This window comes from Marinomonas posidonica IVIA-Po-181, from assembly GCF_000214215.1.
In the GTDB taxonomy this organism is placed as follows: domain Bacteria; phylum Pseudomonadota; class Gammaproteobacteria; order Pseudomonadales; family Marinomonadaceae; genus Marinomonas; species Marinomonas posidonica.
Genome location: NC_015559.1, coordinates 1,088,800 through 1,104,755, shown reverse-complemented (window position 1 = coordinate 1,104,755; position 15,956 = coordinate 1,088,800). Strand labels below are relative to the sequence as shown.

Genomic DNA, 15,956 nt, shown 5'->3' with positions numbered 1-15,956 from the left:
CTGGGGCTCATGTTACTCACTGAGGTGACACTATAATGCCCATGCAAAGGTTAAGGTGCCATAACGGAAATATTTATCCAGTTCACTGTCACGAGCGTCGCCATTGATGGAAAAGGGAGTATTAATCGCAAAGGCTAGAGACGCGTCACCCCAAGAATAACTCAGCCCCGAAGAGAAGATACTGGTGCTGTGGTCGTAATCAATCGAACGACTGTCCCGAAAAGTATTGCCATCCATAAAGATATGATTAAAGTCGTAATTAAACAAAACGCCTGTAAAAACAAACCAACCATGGTCTACGGCGATCGGATTTGAGATACGAGAGCTGGATAATAAAACACTCGCAAAAGAGTTTTCCATACGGTTCCCATAACGCAAAATCATCCCCGTATTGACACCACTCTTAATGGTTCCGACATTCACACCGCCGCCCATTAAAAAGTCCATCTTGCCACTTTTCGATACCCAAGTTCGCCAAGTTCGACTTCTTGAGATCATAAACACGGGTTCATTTTTCAGCTGGGTATCCCAACCTTTCGGGTCTTGTGCACCGATGATTTTATGAATGGTTTTCTGCGTCTGTTTCCCTAAAGCCAAAGGACCAACCACCCCAATCGTCGTACTAATTTTATCAGCATGATCCGCTCTCACTGAGATATAGGTATTGGTATAACTCAATAACCCCGCGTAAGGAAATGAGCTTTCTGGTGGGTTTCTAAGGGTCAAATCATTTGGTGTCATTAAGGTTTGGCTAAAACTATCCACCTTTACCCTGGTTAAAGCTGGGTCACTTGGCATACTCCACATGAATGGTTTTACCCACACATCATTATTGGGTTCAAAACTTGGCGTATCATCAATTTCATATGACGACACATACAAACCATTGGTATAACCATTGTCTTCATTGACAAAAAAATCATTGTCCAAGGTTGCTGACATCCAATCATTCTTTGCATAAGCAGGAATTACACACAAAACAGACAAACACAAAATCAATTGTCGCACTGAAAATGCCGTTCTCATTGACCCTATTTTATGTTCAACCACCACACTATTGCTAACATCCAGACTTACTTTTTTAATCGTTTGCATTGCCAACCCATATTGTCGTTGTCTCTGATAAGAGCGAAATTCAGAAGACTCATTCGTAGCTTATGTTACCAAAATTACCAGCTATTATAAGTTTAATGAATGCAACATAAGCTAAACAAGAGATATAACAATATGAAAGTGAAACAAGAGATTTAATATAACCTTCAAAAAAGAGGACTTTATGTAATAACAATGACTCTTCTAGGGAAGGTACGAATAAGTCTTCTGAATCACACCTCCCCTTAGCCCCACAACATGATGCTCAACAATCTAAATTTGCCAAGCAAGTGTTAGTGTTCCATAGCGACTCAGTTTTTCAGTTTGACGACTGACCTCCGTTTCGTTTTTTGCTACGGAAGAGTTATAGGCGAACGTCAACGCGCCACCGCCACCAACAGAGTAAGTAATCCCTGCGGAAAAGGTCGTGTAATTATGGTCATAGTCTATTGAACGACTATCGCGAAATGTATTTCCATCGGTAAAAATTTGATTGTAAACATAATTACTAGCGAAACCGGCATAAACAAACCAGCTATTATTGACGGCTATAGGATTGGACGCCCGAGAGCTTGCTAATAAAACCGTGGAATAAGATTCCTGAAGATTTTGGCCAATGCGCAGCATCACTCCAGTATTGAGCCCACTCCTAATGGTTCCGAGGCTGACCTGTCCACCAACGAGTAAATCCATGGTATCTGAACCTGTCGCAAGAACTCGCCAAGCACGACCACGAGAGAAGCCAAACACAACTTCATTCTTTAACTGAGTATCCCAACCTTGCGCTTGTTTAACACCAATGGCTCTATGGACACCATTTTGCGTCTGCTCCCCCTTTGCCGCAGGGCCAACGATGCCTAATGATGTACTAATCCAATCAGCATAATATGGACCAACGGTAACATAAGCATTGGTATACTTGAGTAAACCTGAATACGGTAAGGAGGTTGATGGTGGATTTTCTTCCGTAATGTCTTCCGCAGTCGTTAATGTTTGCCCTATGCTGTTTATATTTACCGTATTGTAAATACGGCCATTTGGCATACTCCAGAGTAAAGGACTCACCAAAAAGCTAGGCCTTAAACGTCCCACATTATAAAGAGAAAAATAAATACCATTGGTGTAGCCGTTGTCTTTACCAACGAATACATCATTATCAAGTGTTGCAGAGATAAAATTTTCAGTAGCATTGACTTGCATACTACACATTAAAAAAAGACTCACTAAGCCTATTTTAAAACCGCATATCCCTTTTAACGTACTTCTAACATTGAACTTCGCTGTCATTTGCTAACCATTCAAACCTAAAAATTAGTTGCTAATTATAAAGCGAAGCGCCATGAAATACCTTGCAGGATAACATCTATAACCAAAGGAGATTAGACAGAATTAAATGACTTACCGTCTCTCTATTTTTTGTAATTTGAGATAATGATTTAAAATAAAAAAGCCACTGCTTTCGTAATCCAAGCAGTGGCTTTTACAATGAAAAGGCTGGGGAAGGTACGAACAAGTTCACTGGCTTCAGCATGGGAATAACGCTCTTTTATTCGAGGCAAGTTTCGCCGTCCAATATAAGTCTATTGGCAGCAAGCTTAACAAAGAATCAAGAGAGCTTAACCCACGCCTTTCGGGTCTTTCAGAAGACTTATTCGCACCTTCCCTTGTTGTCATTAAAGTTAATGGGCCTTTAGAAAATTAAGAAGCCTAAAGAAATAATAACGCCAGAACCAATCAGCGCCATTAAACAGTATCCCATCACATCTTTCGCTCCGAGCCCAGCAATCGCTAGTGCAGGCAATGCCCAAAAAGGCTGAATCATGTTAGTCCAAGCATCCCCCCAGGCTATGGCCATGGCCGTTTTCGCGGCATCTACTCCAAGCGCCGCCCCGGCGGGCATCATAATTGGCGCTTGAACAGCCCATTGACCGCCACCAGAAGGAACGAAGAAATTCACAATGCCAGCACTCAAGAAAGTGAACAGAGGGAAAGTTGTTTCATTGGAAATAGACACGAAGGCCTGTGAAATAACACCAGCCAGTGAGACACCCGAATCTCCCGTTGCCGTCATCATTCCCATGATGCCTGCATAGAAAGGGAACTGCAGCAAAATGCCAGAGCAATTACGCGCCCCATGAGAAATCGAATTAAGCAAACTCTTAGGTGTGCCATGTAGCAAGATGGCAGAAAACAAGAAGGTAAAGTTAACTATGTTTAAATTGAGCGCAAAACCTTTGGTGAAAAAGTAATAAACAATGTAAACAAACCCCATCACACCAAGAATCCATGACAAGGCTCGGCTATTTTCCAGTCGCTCGGCTGGCGTCATATTTTCCTTTTCAATAGTCGCTGTTTCTGTCTTTTCTAACAACTCAGCATCAATTACGACGGTATCTTGAGACGCTGGGTGCATCAAACGATTCAATAACGGAATAGTGACAAGCATAACCGCTAGAATGACCAAATTCATCGTGGAAAAAATGGTCTCAGAAGTTGGAATCGCTGCCGTTACAGCACCATTTGTGACGGTCTCAATATTTTTTCCGCCAGCAATAGACAAAGGAACAGAACCCGATAATCCACCATGCCAGAATAAGAAACCACTGTAAGCCGAAGCAATCAGCAAACGATAATCGACGCCTTGCACTCGGGTGGCGATTTCCCGTGCAAATATCGCCCCAACAACCAAGCCGAAGCCCCAGTTAACCCAACAAGCCATCGCACTGATAACAGTCACCAGAATAATGGCTTGTCCTGGTGTTTTCGCGGCCCCCGCCAACATCGCTAACTTACGCTTAAAGGCAGGCGCACTGGCCATCGCATGACCAGTTACGACCACCATAGCCATCTGCATAGAAAAGCTCAGCAGGTTCCAAAAACCACCAGCCCAAGCGTTGACCACTTGCATCGGGCCTTGCCCTGTACTTGGCATAACAGACAAAAACACCACAATCGTTAAGACAATGGCAAAAATAAAAGGATCAGGTAGATAACGCTGTAGAAGTGTGACAAAGAATTGACTTACTTTTTGTAAGCCTGTTTTTTTTTGCTCTAATACATCCATGGTTTTATCCTATTTTTATATTTTTTTGGACAACAAAAAAGCAAGCAGAAGAACCAAGACCCTTCTCCTTGCTAGATGGTTTTATTGGTTACTTAATTAGCCTCCCCTTATCGAGAGACCAGCATAGCGACGCCCATACCTCCGCCGATACACAAGGTCGCCAGCCCTTTATGAGCATCTCGACGAGGCATTTCATGAACCAAACTGACCAATATTCGGCAGCCCGAAGCACCGATAGGGTGGCCAAGTGCAATAGCGCCACCATTAACATTGACTTTTTCTGGGTCTAAACCCAATTCTTTATTGACGCATAGGGCTTGCACGGCAAACGCTTCATTGGCTTCAATTAAATCCAGATCAGATATCTGCCAATGTACTTTTTCAAGGGTCTTTTGAGTCGCGACAATTGGACCGGTTCCCATGATCTCAGGCTCCACGCCTGCCGCACTAGCCGCTTCAATTACTGCTAAAATAGGCAGACCTAGACGTTTTGCTTCTTCATCAGACGTCACAACGACCATAGCGGCACCATCATTTAAAGTCGATGCATTACCAGCGGTTACCGTGCCTTCTTTCAGAAAGGCTGGGCGAAGTTTCGCCAGTGAATCTAGGCTAGTATCAGAACGGATTTGTTCATCCGCTTCGACAATGACAGGCTCGCCCTTACGCTGAGGAATGGAAATAGGAAGGATTTCTTCGGCAAAACGCCCTGACGTTTGAGCTTGAGCGGCTTTTTGTTGAGAATGCACAGCAAACGCGTCCTGTTCGTCACGATTAATATGCCAACGATCGGCAATGTTTTCAGCGGTTTGTCCCATGTGATAATCGTTGAAAGCATCCCAAAGTCCATCAATCACCATGGTATCCAGTAATTCCCATGAGCCCATTTTTTTACCATTGCGGCTATTTGGCAAAACATGAGCCGCTTGACTCATACTTTCTTGGCCACCAGCGACCACCATGGCAGAATCACCACTCAATACAGATTGCGCTGCTAGCTGCACCGCTTTCAAACCGGAACCACAAACCTTATTAATGGTCATCGCACCAACATGCTTAGGCAAACCGGCTTGCAATGCTGTTTGTCGTGCTGGATTCTGACCACAACCCGCCGCCAAAACTTGGCCCAAAATGACCTCTTCAATGTGATCTTTTAAAACAGGCTGCTTGGCTAACATGCCAGACAATAACTGAGTGCCTAATTGCACCGCACTCAAAGAAGATAAAGCCCCATTAAACGCACCAATTGGGGTTCTTGCCGCAGCAACGATAACAGCTTTCATAGAAGCTCCTATAATTCTTATTTGTGGTTCAACACTAGGAAAAAGTCATTTCCGGTACATTATCCGGTACGATCAATTTACCTTGAGTTTTTTCAATAATCTCTTCAACTGACACACCTGGTGCTCTTTCTTTCAAGATAAAAGCACCCTCTTCAATCTCTAACCAAGCCAAATCCGTCAGCACTTTCTTGATACAAGCTTTACCAGTTAATGGCAAAGAGCAGTTAGAGAGTAGTTTTGAATCGCCATTTTTAGACGCATGCGTCATAGTGACTATGATGTTTTCAGCACCGGCCACTAAATCCATCGCGCCTCCCATGCCTTTAATCAGTTTATTTGGAATCATCCAAGATGCAATATTACCCTGCACATCCACTTCGAATGCGCCTAATACGGTTAAATCCACATGACCACCACGGATCATGGCAAAGGATTCAGCAGAAGAAAAAATCGAAGCACCTTCCACTGTCGTGACGGTTTGTTTGCCGGCATTAATCATGTCCGCGTCTATAGTGTCTTCGGTTGGGAATTCGCCCATACCAAGTAAACCATTTTCAGATTGCAGCATTACGCTCATATTTTTAGGCACGAAGTTGGCGACTAAGGTAGGAATACCTATCCCAAGATTCACGTAAAAGCCATCTTGTAACTCTTGAGCAACACGTTGTGCCATTTGTTCTCTTGTAAGTGACATAGGAAACCTCTTTTTATTCTGTTGGCGTAACGGTTCGTTTTTCGATGCGCTTTTCAAAGGTGCCGAGCACGACTCGATCGACATAAATACCAGGCGTATGAATATGCGCGGGATCTAATTCCCCGACTTCGACAATTTCTTCAACTTCTACGACGGTTATCTTGCCTGCGGTTGCGGCCAAAGGATTGAAGTTTTGAGCAGTGTGACGGTAGACAACATTACCGTATCGGTCGGCTTTCCAACCTTTTACGATCGCAAAGTCACCCACAATGGCTTCTTCCAACAAGTATTCACGACCATTGAATTGTTTTATTTCTTTGCCTTCGGCTACGGGGGTACCCACACCAGTTGCCGTATAAAATGCAGGAATTCCGGCACCACCAGCGCGCATTTTTTCTGCCAAAGTACCTTGAGGCGTCAGCTCTACCTCAAGCTCACCATCCAATAGTTGCTTTTCAAACAGAGCGTTTTCACCAACATATGACGAGACCATTTTTTGAATTTGCTTATCTTCTAGCAAAATACCTAAACCAAAACCATCGACGCCGCAATTGTTTGATACAAGCGTCAAACCTTTACTGCCTTTTCGTTTAATTTCAGCAATCAAATTCTCAGGAATACCACAGAGGCCAAAGCCGCCTGCTAGCACTGTCATATTGTCTTTCAAACCCGCCATCGCTTCTTCATAAGAAGCGACAACCTTATCGAAACCGGCCATTATGCATCTCCTATCTTATTATTTTTGAATTCCGTCCAGTTTGACCCAACACGATAAATTAATTAAATTTGTTTTTTCTATTTATTAATAAGATTATTAAATGAAACTACAGTCTCCAACGTCATTTAACCCATTCAGAGACCCAAGATGAACATCAAGCAAGTTCGAGCTTTCTTAGCCGTCGCGCAATCCATGAGTTTCGCCAGTGCGGCGACTCAGCTGCATTTATCACAACCCGCATTGAGTCTGTCGATTAAAAGCTTAGAAGGTGACTTAGGCGGAAAGTTACTCACTCGAACAACTCGCCATATCGCCTTAACACCAGAAGGCAAAGCATTACTACCAATCGCCAGACGATTATTGGCTCAATGGGAGAATGCGGAAGATGAAATGAAACAACGCTTTGCCTTACAACTGGGTAAAATCACCATTGCTTCCATGCCATCTTTTGCCGCGTCCCTATTACCAAAAGCCATTCAAAACTACCATGCTAGCTACCCTAATATTCAGGTTGCCATTAATGATGTGTTATCCGACGTTGTGGTAGAAATGGTTCGTAATAACCAAGTTGAGTTGGGCATTGCTTTTGAACCAAGCAATCTTGTGGATGTATCTTTCTATCCATTATACGAAGACAGATTCATTGCCATTCTTCCGCAAAACCATCCATTGGAAAAATACGACACCATCTCTTGGCGGGCTCTTTTGGAACACGACTTTATTACGCTACAGCGCCCTTCAAGTGTCAGAGCCAAGATCGAAAGCTCCCTTAATAAGGTAGGAATTGAGCTCAATGTCGCATTTGATGCTCACCAACTGACGACTGTCGGACGCATGGTCAGCGAAGGTATGGGAGTGGCCGTCGTACCGGAACTGTGCCGACAACAGGCCATTGAACAAGGTTCTATTTGTCGAAACATCAGTGAACCGAGAATCCAGTGGCGAGTCGGCGTTATTTGCCAACCGAGATCGAGTCTCTCGGTCGCGGCCGCGTCCATGCTGGATACGCTTATTAATACCTACTCATAATAAACGAGACTAGATACGCATAAATTTACGGTGTAGTGTTAAAAGCGAGCTGAATTTAATCTTGGTATGCCTTTAACCGCTGCAAAACATTCGGTAAGGCATCGGCAAGATCCTCTGCAATTAACCCCACTCCTATCTCATTCGCCACTTCACCGTGCAGCCACGCGGCAGCGGCAGCAGCATAAAACGGCGTCATCCCCTGCGCTAACAAACCAGCAATGAATCCAGCTAGCACATCCCCTGCCCCACCTGTGGCTAATTCAGCGGGGGCATTTGTATTAATAATGGCCCGCCCATCCGGTGAGGCAATGATGGTGTCCGCACCTTTTAACAAGACGACGGCACCAGTTTCATGTGCTGCTTGTTTTGCTCTACTCAATTTATCTTTTCCAGATGGTTCCGACAAATGAGGGAACAATCGCGCAAACTCCCCTTCATGAGGCGTCAGGACACAGGGACCATGAATGGCGCTAAACAATACTTCTGGCTGTTCAGAAAAGGCTGTCAGTGCATCCGCATCCAACACACAAGCTCGACCACATTTTAGAGTCCCTAACACAGCTTGTTTGACACGGTCTTTGTCTTTTCCATCCAACCCAGCTCCTGGGCCAATCACCACCACATTAAAACGAGAGTCGTTTAACACTTGATGAAAGGCTTGTTCTGATTGATTTTTTCCCAGAGGCTTCACCATTACAGACAACATGGAAGCCGCATAGATTGGCCAACTGATTTCTGGAACGGCCAAGGAAACCAGCCCCGCACCGACACGTTGTGATGCTCGGGCACTTAGGCGACTGGCCCCTGTTATCCATTGACCACCATAGATAAGAACATGACCGCGATGAAATTTATGACCGTTTTGCTGAGGCCAAGGATAGTCTTGTCGCCATAGATCAACCTGGTTTTCCATGATGTTGATGGCTAGCCCCTTGAGCACACTCTCTGGTATTCCTATATCACAAAGCAGTAAATCTCCACATAAGAAGCGACCAGGCCATATCAGATGACCTGGCTTCTTACGAAAAAACGTCACAGTTAATTCGGCTTTGGCCACCATTCCAAGCGCCTGTCCTGTCGTCCCATCAAGACCACTGGGAACATCCACGGCACAAACAGGTAAACCTGACTGAACAACGGCTTCTAGCATCTCATAGGCAACACCTTCTATAAGCCGCGACAAACCGGCTCCGAACAAGGCATCGACCACCAACTCGGCCCCCTCTAACTGCATTGGGGACAAGGACTGCCATTCACCTTGCCATGCCTTAGCATGGGCTTGAGCTTCCTCTGACATACGGTCAATTTGTCCCATAAAAGCCAAAGTCACAGGCCAACCATGTTGGCGCAATTGCTCTGCAATCACAAAACCATCGCCACCGTTATTGCCCGGACCCGCCATCACTAAAACAGGACGCTTTGACCATCGCGCCCTAATAGCCTCAGCCACTGCGTTACCCGCTGCCGCCATTAACCTAAAGGCAGGCACACCAGCTACTACGGCGGCTTGATCGGCTTGAGTCATTTGTTGCGGTGTCAGTAAGGCATGTTGATTGGGAGTCATATCACGGCCATCCTCAGAATCTGCTATTAAATCCATCCTACGCCCATTAAAACAGATCACCAATAGCGAAAAGGTTATGCAGCCTGAAAATAAAAAAAGCCAACTCCCCATGACAAGGAATTGGCTAAAGGCACAACGGGATCACTCTCTATTTAACGTTGCGGCATGTCCGCAACACTGTAACCAAGGCTGACAACCGCATCTTCAGGAATAGGAGGCATGCTTGCATTCCAATCCAGCCATTGCTGTCTCATTTCTGCGAGTTTTTCAGGGTAACGCTTACCCAGATTCGCTCGCTCACGGGCATCATTTTTGACGTTAAACAAATACTCGTGCTCATCCACTTTTAAGTATTTCCAATCATCTAAACGTAACGCTCTTTGGCTGCGGTGTTTCATACGCCAATACAAAGGACGCTCAAACGTTTCTGCATTCCCCGTCAGTACCGGCATTAACGAAACACCATCGACAGGGTAATCAGGGTCAAACGGCCCTTCCCCGACTTCCAGCAAAGTACGAGACCAATCCATTGTCATGCAATGCTGTGTGCTCACCTTTCCAGCATCAATCTTCTTCGGCCACCGAGCGATCCAAGGAACTCGAATTCCCCCTTCAGTCAAATCCATCTTCCCACCAACCAAGGGCCAATTATCAGAAAAGCGCTCCCCACCATTATCACTGGTAAACACTATTAACGTATCATCCGTTAAACCATGCTCTTCTAATGCCGCCATAATTCGACCAATACCTTCATCCATGTGATGAATCATTTTTCGGTAGGTATGAATATTGCCGCCTTCAAGATGAAACAAGGTCGACATCTTGCCAGATAAATGCTCATCCTCTCGGGTTTCCCATGGCCAATGAGGCGCTGTGTAGTGAACGCTCAAAAAAAATGGCTGCTCGGGCGCCTCTTTTGCGCGACGATGAATGAACTCTAGAGAATGTTCTGAAATCAAATCGGTTAAATAGCCAATTTCCTTATGCTCCTCTTCATTGATCCAAAGATCATGATCACCATGACCACTTTTATGAGAGAAATAATCCACGCCCCCCGCCATGATGCCAAAAAATTCATCATAGCCTGATGACCTTGGACCAAAATGAGGGGGATAACCAAGATGCCACTTCCCCATCAATCCGGTGTAATACCCCGCCTTCTTTAACTGACCCGGCAAGGTGGGTATATGAGGAGGCAAGCCCAATGTATCACTGCCAATACTTTTACTATTAATGGGTTCTTCCAGTGCACCACGAAGACGATATTGATACGCCATCGTCATTAAGGCAAATCGAGTAGGTGAACAGACAGGAGAGTTTGCATAGCCATCAACAAACATCATTCCCTCATCAGCCAGCTTATCGATATTTGGCGATACCTTGCCAAATTGAGCTTCTCGACCACCATAACAACCTAGATCGGCATAACCTAAATCATCTGCCACAATGTAAATAATATTGGTCATTACTCTACTCCTTTCAAACGCTGAATGATCTTAATGTCGCAACGCAGATGCCATATCCACAGTAGTAAGGCGAAAGTCGCGCCTATTTGGTCCCAAATCACACCAGGAGCAAATAACATCACGGCGGCCATCAAACGGCCAACAATCTCAAGCCAAGACAGTTTATGTGCGTGAAAACCACTCAAAGCCGTTGCCAACAACAAAATCCCCACAACCAACTTGATCACTAACCAAAGCCAGGACACCAGTTCAAATGGCACACCAGACTGAGCAACGCTTAATAACAAAGGGTTAAAGGCAAAGGTGAACGGAATCACAAAAATCATGATGCCGACTTTCGATGCTTGTACAGACGTACCTATCGGACCACCGCCAGAGATACTGGCCGCCGCGAAGGCAGCGATCGCCACCGGCGGTGTAATGGCCGACCCAACCGCAATAAAGAACACAAACATATGAGCCGTCAATGGCGCCAAACCAAGTTGTTCCATAGCGGGAATCGCTATGGTCGCCACGGTGACATACGCAGGCAAAGTCGGCATTCCCATCCCCAATACGATGCAACAAAATGCCGCGAGTAATAAGGAAATCAATAGGGAATCCGAAACGATACTGGACAATAAAACGCTGAATTTGACTGGTACGCCCGTGGCCGATAATGCCGAAATAACAATGCTCACGGCCGCGATGGCCATCAACAAGCCAGCAAAAGTACGTCCGCCAACTTGCAAACTCTGCAAGAGTTTTATCGGTTTCGCGCGTATTTCTGGGTTAATAAGACTCAATGGAAACAAAGCCGCCAAGGCCGTAATAGAAGCCCCAGAAGGCGACAATCCATATAACAGCAAGCAGACAATGATGGCTAACGGGACAAAGATCAGCATTAAATTCAAATAATCTTGTTTCACTGGCACATCAACGCCTTCCACCGTCTCACTGGCTTGTATGCCTAAACGACGAGATTCAAATACAATCATGGCAAACAAACTGGCGTAATAGGCAATCGAAGGCACCAATACCGCGACAATCACCGTCATGTAATTCACGCCCACAAAATCCGCCATAACCAAGGCAGCCGCGCCCATAATAGGCGGCATGATCTGCCCTCCTGTGGAGGCTGAAGCTTCTACAGCACCCGCAAAATTGGCTGAAAACCCACGACGTTTAATCATCGGAATGGTGATCACACCTGTGCCAACCACGTTGCCCACGGCACTGCCTGATACGGTGCCAAATAGCCCAGAGGACAACACCGCCGCATGCGCTGGACCACCGGCCGTTCGTCTCATCCAATGAAAGGCGATTCGAATCATGGAGTCGCCAGCACCAATGCCTTCTAACATGGCGCCCAAAATAATGAAGGGAAAAACCGTTGTAATCACAATCGCAAAGGTACTGCCCAAAATTCCAGTATCAAGGCTATACAATAAATTTTGCGCTAAGGTCTCATGAACATCATGTCTAACGGTTTGTAGCGGTTCAGGCCAATATTCTCCTGTCGCCATATAAACAATGCCGACTACGCCTAACAGGGCAACAGGAATTCCCCAAACTCGCCAACAAAAATACAAGGCCCCAGATGCCGCCAATACCGCAATCCACATTTCATTGGCACCAAACAAAAACATGCCGTCGTCCAATTCGCTGCTCACTTGATAAAAAGACCAGCAGCAATACAGCATCACCATCATTAAAGCCAAGCTAATAAGGGCATGCAGACCGTGTGTTTTGCCTTTGATGTATTGCTGAACCATACCCAGCGCAATGGTGGTCAAACATAAAGCAAAGAAAGAGGCTCTAAATTCGACCAATGGAAAAGGGCCAAGACGAAAATCGCCTATCGCAGGCATCACATTCGCTAAGCCATAAAAAGCAATGGTCAAACTAAAAGCTGCCAGCATCCATGAAAGCAGACTCGATATCACTCGAGACGAGGAAAACATACGCACTCCTTTAAGCGAGGTCATCCCTCGCTTAAATTATCCACATTGGAGAATAGGGTTATTAAGAAAGGTTAGGGTAATAAGGCTTCTGGAATGGGAATGCCTTCTTCCTTGTAATAACGCACGGCGCCTGGATGCAATGGCGCATTAACACCAACAAAATAATCCGTTGTCAGTAAATCGTTAAACAAGGCGTTCGATTCGGCTAAAGCCATGCGATTATCCACAAACTCTTTGGTCAATGTATAAGCAATATCGTCAGACATGTCCTTATTAACCGCCATCATCATGATGGTCTGCCATGTCAGCGCAGAATCCTCATTTACTTGACCTGGGTAAGTATTGGCGGGGATTTCCGCAGGTTGCATGCCTAGACCTTCCGGCGGCATCATTTTTTCACCTGGAATGCCTAAGATTCGAATTTCATTCGTTAAACTTAATTCCGCAACCGATTGAGAGCCAAGGGAAAAGGTACCCACAAAGACATCAAATTGACCATCTTGAAAACTTTGTACAGCCGCCCCCCAAGGCGCTTTAATTGGCTTATATTCACCAATGGCCAATCCGCCTGCCGCGGCTAAAGAGCTGATTTGAGTATTGGCGGCTCCAGCAGGTGGACCAATAAAAACCCGTTTCCCTTTCGCGTCGGGCCATGACTGAATGCCAGAGTCCGCTCGAGTAATAGCATGGTAGTAACTGCCCGGAATGGTAAATAATCCACGTACATTTTTAGACATGTCTTTGGCTTTATCAGCCATTTTGGCATATGGGCCTCGGCCATTTTGTAAGGCCGAAAAGGCCAAGCCAGGAATTACCGCAGAATCCAAACTGCCCTTTGCGATTTTCAGCAATGATTTAGTGAGGGTTTGATTAAGAGACAATTGCACATCCACGCCTTGCTTAGACCAGTAAGGGGCCATCGCTTGTGGCAACATACCTAAAATACTGTTTGGCGTTGCTGACTCCATGCCTATTTTTGCTGCCAGTACATTGCTCGTCAGCAGTGATGTCGCACATACTACGCCAAAAGTACTGAGACTTTGGCGCAGCAACCTCTTCACATTCTGCATTTTGTGTTCTCCCGCTTGCTTATTATTGTTTATTCGGTAGTTCCAATCTAACGCGACAGATCATATCCGTAAAATAATTATTTAAGACACTAATCAATCAAAAATGAATACCAAAAGATTTTATGTATTCATTTTTGTCGATTAAGAGCCTTCTTTTATCATTTTACGAATACGATGTGGTTGTTTAGTATCTTCAGAATGCTTACACAGTCTTTTTCACTCCATTTCGTCTATCAATTGGAAAGTACATGCTAAAAGCCCTATGTCTCGCCTTATTCCCCTTTGTTTCTTGGGGCCGAAAGCTCACCGCTTCAGACCTAAAAAACGACATCATGGCAGGTATAACGGGCGCAGTCTTGGTACTTCCGCAAGGTGTGGCTTATGCCTATATTGCAGGACTGCCTCCGGAATTTGGTCTCTATACCGCCATAGTTTCTGCCGCTGTTGCCTCATTATTTGGTAGCTCTTTCCATATGATTTCCGGCCCAACCGCTGCTCTTTCCATCGTTGTGGCCTCAGTTGTCAATCAAATGTCATACAGTAATCTGACTGAACAATTAACCATAGTGGTCACTCTGAGTTTTTTGGTGGGAGTGATTCAATTCATACTCGGCACCTTAAGACTAGGAGCTTTGGTTAATTTTATTTCTCATACTGTCATCATTGGCTTTACGACGGGCGCGGCCATACTCATCGCCACCAGCCAAATCAAACACTTGTTAGGCGTGTCGCTGCCAGCAGACTTGAATTTTATTGAGGAAATAAGCGCCTTGCTCCACACCCTGAGCGACACCAATCTCTACGCTCTCGCCATCGGCACGACGACTTTTATCTCCTCTATACTGATTAAAACCATTAATCGTAAACTCCCTTATTTATTACTTGGAATGCTAGCAGGAAGCCTGCTGTGCCTTCTGTTAAACGCACAGCATCATAATGTGGCTATGGTGGAGAGCATGTCGGGCAGTTTGCCCCCCGTATCGATTCCAGACCTGTCACTGGCCACCATACAATCTCTGTTTTCAGGGGCTTTTGCCGTGGCCTTACTTGGCCTGATTGAAGCGGTCTCGATTGCTCGGGCAATTTCGATTCGTTCAAAGCAAGTCATTGATGGCAACCAAGAGTTCATTGGCCAAGGCATGTCAAATATGATCGGCGGGGTATTTTCTTGTTACACCAGTTCGGGCTCCTTCACTCGCTCAGGGGCTAATTATGATGCAGGAGCAGCAAGCCCTTTGGCCGCTGTGTTTGCCGCTGTTATCGTTGCATTGGTTATTTGCTTTATCCCTTCCAGTACAGCCTACTTACCCTTGCCAGCGATGGCCGGGAGCGTTCTGCTGATCGCTTGGAATTTAATCGACAGCAAACACATTATCGACACCTTAAAACTGAATCTTGCTGAAGCCTGCATTCTAATAGGGACGTTTTTATCGACTCTGTTTATCCCGTTAGAATACGCAATTTACCTAGGTATTATTTTATCCATCGGCTTTTATCTGCGTCGAACATCTCGCCCACGCCTCATTGAAGTGGCGCCTCTTCAAACCACAAAACATCGAATGATTCGTAACATCGATCGATATGACTTAAACACATGCCCACAATTTCAAATGATTCGAATTGATGGTTCGTTATATTTTGGTTCTGTCGATTACGTGCAAAAAGAAATGTCTAAACGCACGCAGCTGGGTCGTAGCAACCTCATATTGGTTGCTAAAGGCATTAATTTCATGGACGCCTCAGGCGTTCTTTTGCTGGAATCAGAAATAGAGCGCATCAATAAACTCGGCGGGGATTTACTTATGTGTTCCTTAAAAGGTACGGTATCCGATGAAATTGACTCGATGCCAACCTTTCAGAACCTGTTAAAGCATCATATATTCGATAATTCAAACCAAGCCATCAGCATGATGCTGGATAAGATAGACAAACAAAAATGCGCCGTTTGCGAATCGAGAATATTCAACGAGTGTCGCCAATTTCCAAATAATAAACACAATAAGATAAACAATTGACGAATAAGAGAATGCCCT

Annotated in this window: 12 protein-coding genes; 2 read left to right on the top strand and 10 right to left on the bottom strand. The window is 45.1% G+C overall.

The features are described 5' to 3' along the window. Positions 1-30: 30 nt before the first annotated feature. The 6 genes from MAR181_RS05180 to MAR181_RS05155 all read right to left on the bottom strand — a co-directional run bounded on the left by MAR181_RS05180 (position 31) and on the right by MAR181_RS05155 (position 6,851). A complete protein-coding gene (locus MAR181_RS05180) occupies positions 31-1,095 on the bottom strand; it encodes a lipid A deacylase LpxR family protein (protein ID WP_013795539.1) in 1,065 nt (354 codons plus the stop codon). A 270-nt stretch (positions 1,096-1,365) separates the two neighbouring features. Continuing rightward, positions 1,366-2,379: a lipid A deacylase LpxR family protein gene (locus MAR181_RS05175; RefSeq protein WP_144011209.1), complete on the bottom strand. Its 1,014-nt coding sequence runs from the start codon at positions 2,377-2,379 to the stop codon at positions 1,366-1,368. Positions 2,380-2,782: 403 nt separating this feature from the next. Next, on the bottom strand, positions 2,783-4,156 hold the full coding sequence (locus MAR181_RS05170; protein ID WP_013795537.1) for a short-chain fatty acid transporter: 1,374 nt from the start codon (positions 4,154-4,156) through the stop codon (positions 2,783-2,785). A 107-nt stretch (positions 4,157-4,263) separates the two neighbouring features. Further along, positions 4,264-5,439: an acetyl-CoA C-acetyltransferase gene (locus tag MAR181_RS05165; RefSeq protein ID WP_013795536.1), complete on the bottom strand. Its 1,176-nt coding sequence runs from the start codon at positions 5,437-5,439 to the stop codon at positions 4,264-4,266. Positions 5,440-5,473: 34 nt separating this feature from the next. Beyond that, a complete protein-coding gene (locus MAR181_RS05160; protein ID WP_013795535.1) occupies positions 5,474-6,133 on the bottom strand; it encodes a 3-oxoacid CoA-transferase subunit B in 660 nt (219 codons plus the stop codon). A gap of 13 nt (positions 6,134-6,146) precedes the next feature. Further along, positions 6,147-6,851, bottom strand: coding sequence for a CoA transferase subunit A (locus MAR181_RS05155; protein WP_013795534.1), 705 nt, complete (start codon positions 6,849-6,851; stop codon positions 6,147-6,149). 147 nt (positions 6,852-6,998) lie between these two features. On the opposite strand from MAR181_RS05155, the gene MAR181_RS05150 reads away from it, so the two are divergent. Further along, the gene (locus MAR181_RS05150) at positions 6,999-7,880 is read left to right on the top strand and encodes a LysR family transcriptional regulator (protein WP_013795533.1); all 882 of its coding nucleotides are present in this window, start codon (positions 6,999-7,001) and stop codon (positions 7,878-7,880) included. Between the two features lie 55 nt (positions 7,881-7,935). Here the strand turns inward: MAR181_RS05150 and MAR181_RS05145 are convergent, their stop codons facing one another. The 4 genes from MAR181_RS05145 to MAR181_RS05130 form a co-directional block, all read right to left on the bottom strand. Next, on the bottom strand, positions 7,936-9,480 hold the full coding sequence (locus MAR181_RS05145; RefSeq protein ID WP_144011208.1) for an NAD(P)H-hydrate dehydratase: 1,545 nt from the start codon (positions 9,478-9,480) through the stop codon (positions 7,936-7,938). Between the two features lie 116 nt (positions 9,481-9,596). After that, positions 9,597-10,910 carry a sulfatase family protein gene (locus tag MAR181_RS05140; protein ID WP_013795531.1) on the bottom strand — a complete coding sequence of 438 codons (1,314 nt, stop codon included), beginning with the start codon at positions 10,908-10,910 and terminating at the stop codon, positions 9,597-9,599. Further along, positions 10,910-12,853: a TRAP transporter permease gene (locus MAR181_RS05135; protein WP_013795530.1), complete on the bottom strand. Its 1,944-nt coding sequence runs from the start codon at positions 12,851-12,853 to the stop codon at positions 10,910-10,912. The genes MAR181_RS05140 and MAR181_RS05135 overlap by 1 nt, the downstream gene beginning before the upstream one ends. 71 nt (positions 12,854-12,924) lie before the next feature. Beyond that, on the bottom strand, positions 12,925-13,923 hold the full coding sequence (locus tag MAR181_RS05130) for a TAXI family TRAP transporter solute-binding subunit (RefSeq protein WP_013795529.1): 999 nt from the start codon (positions 13,921-13,923) through the stop codon (positions 12,925-12,927). Positions 13,924-14,171: 248 nt separating this feature from the next. Between MAR181_RS05130 and MAR181_RS05125 the strand changes: the two genes are divergently transcribed. Next, positions 14,172-15,938, top strand: coding sequence for a SulP family inorganic anion transporter (locus MAR181_RS05125; protein ID WP_013795528.1), 1,767 nt, complete (start codon positions 14,172-14,174; stop codon positions 15,936-15,938). The last annotated feature ends 18 nt before the right edge of the window (positions 15,939-15,956 follow it).

Coding starts and splice junctions, on each gene's coding strand:
- MAR181_RS05145 (WP_144011208.1), bottom strand. CDS start 9,480: ATGGATTTAATAGCAGATTCTGAGGATGGCCGTGATATGACTCCCAAT.
- MAR181_RS05140 (WP_013795531.1), bottom strand. CDS start 10,910: ATGACCAATATTATTTACATTGTGGCAGATGATTTAGGTTATGCCGAT.
- MAR181_RS05165 (WP_013795536.1), bottom strand. CDS start 5,439: ATGAAAGCTGTTATCGTTGCTGCGGCAAGAACCCCAATTGGTGCGTTT.
- MAR181_RS05170 (WP_013795537.1), bottom strand. CDS start 4,156: ATGGATGTATTAGAGCAAAAAAAAACAGGCTTACAAAAAGTAAGTCAA.
- MAR181_RS05180 (WP_013795539.1), bottom strand. CDS start 1,095: ATGCAAACGATTAAAAAAGTAAGTCTGGATGTTAGCAATAGTGTGGTG.
- MAR181_RS05175 (WP_144011209.1), bottom strand. CDS start 2,379: ATGACAGCGAAGTTCAATGTTAGAAGTACGTTAAAAGGGATATGCGGT.
- MAR181_RS05160 (WP_013795535.1), bottom strand. CDS start 6,133: ATGTCACTTACAAGAGAACAAATGGCACAACGTGTTGCTCAAGAGTTA.
- MAR181_RS05150 (WP_013795533.1), top strand. CDS start 6,999: ATGAACATCAAGCAAGTTCGAGCTTTCTTAGCCGTCGCGCAATCCATG.
- MAR181_RS05155 (WP_013795534.1), bottom strand. CDS start 6,851: ATGGCCGGTTTCGATAAGGTTGTCGCTTCTTATGAAGAAGCGATGGCG.
- MAR181_RS05135 (WP_013795530.1), bottom strand. CDS start 12,853: ATGTTTTCCTCGTCTCGAGTGATATCGAGTCTGCTTTCATGGATGCTG.
- MAR181_RS05125 (WP_013795528.1), top strand. CDS start 14,172: ATGCTAAAAGCCCTATGTCTCGCCTTATTCCCCTTTGTTTCTTGGGGC.
- MAR181_RS05130 (WP_013795529.1), bottom strand. CDS start 13,923: ATGCAGAATGTGAAGAGGTTGCTGCGCCAAAGTCTCAGTACTTTTGGC.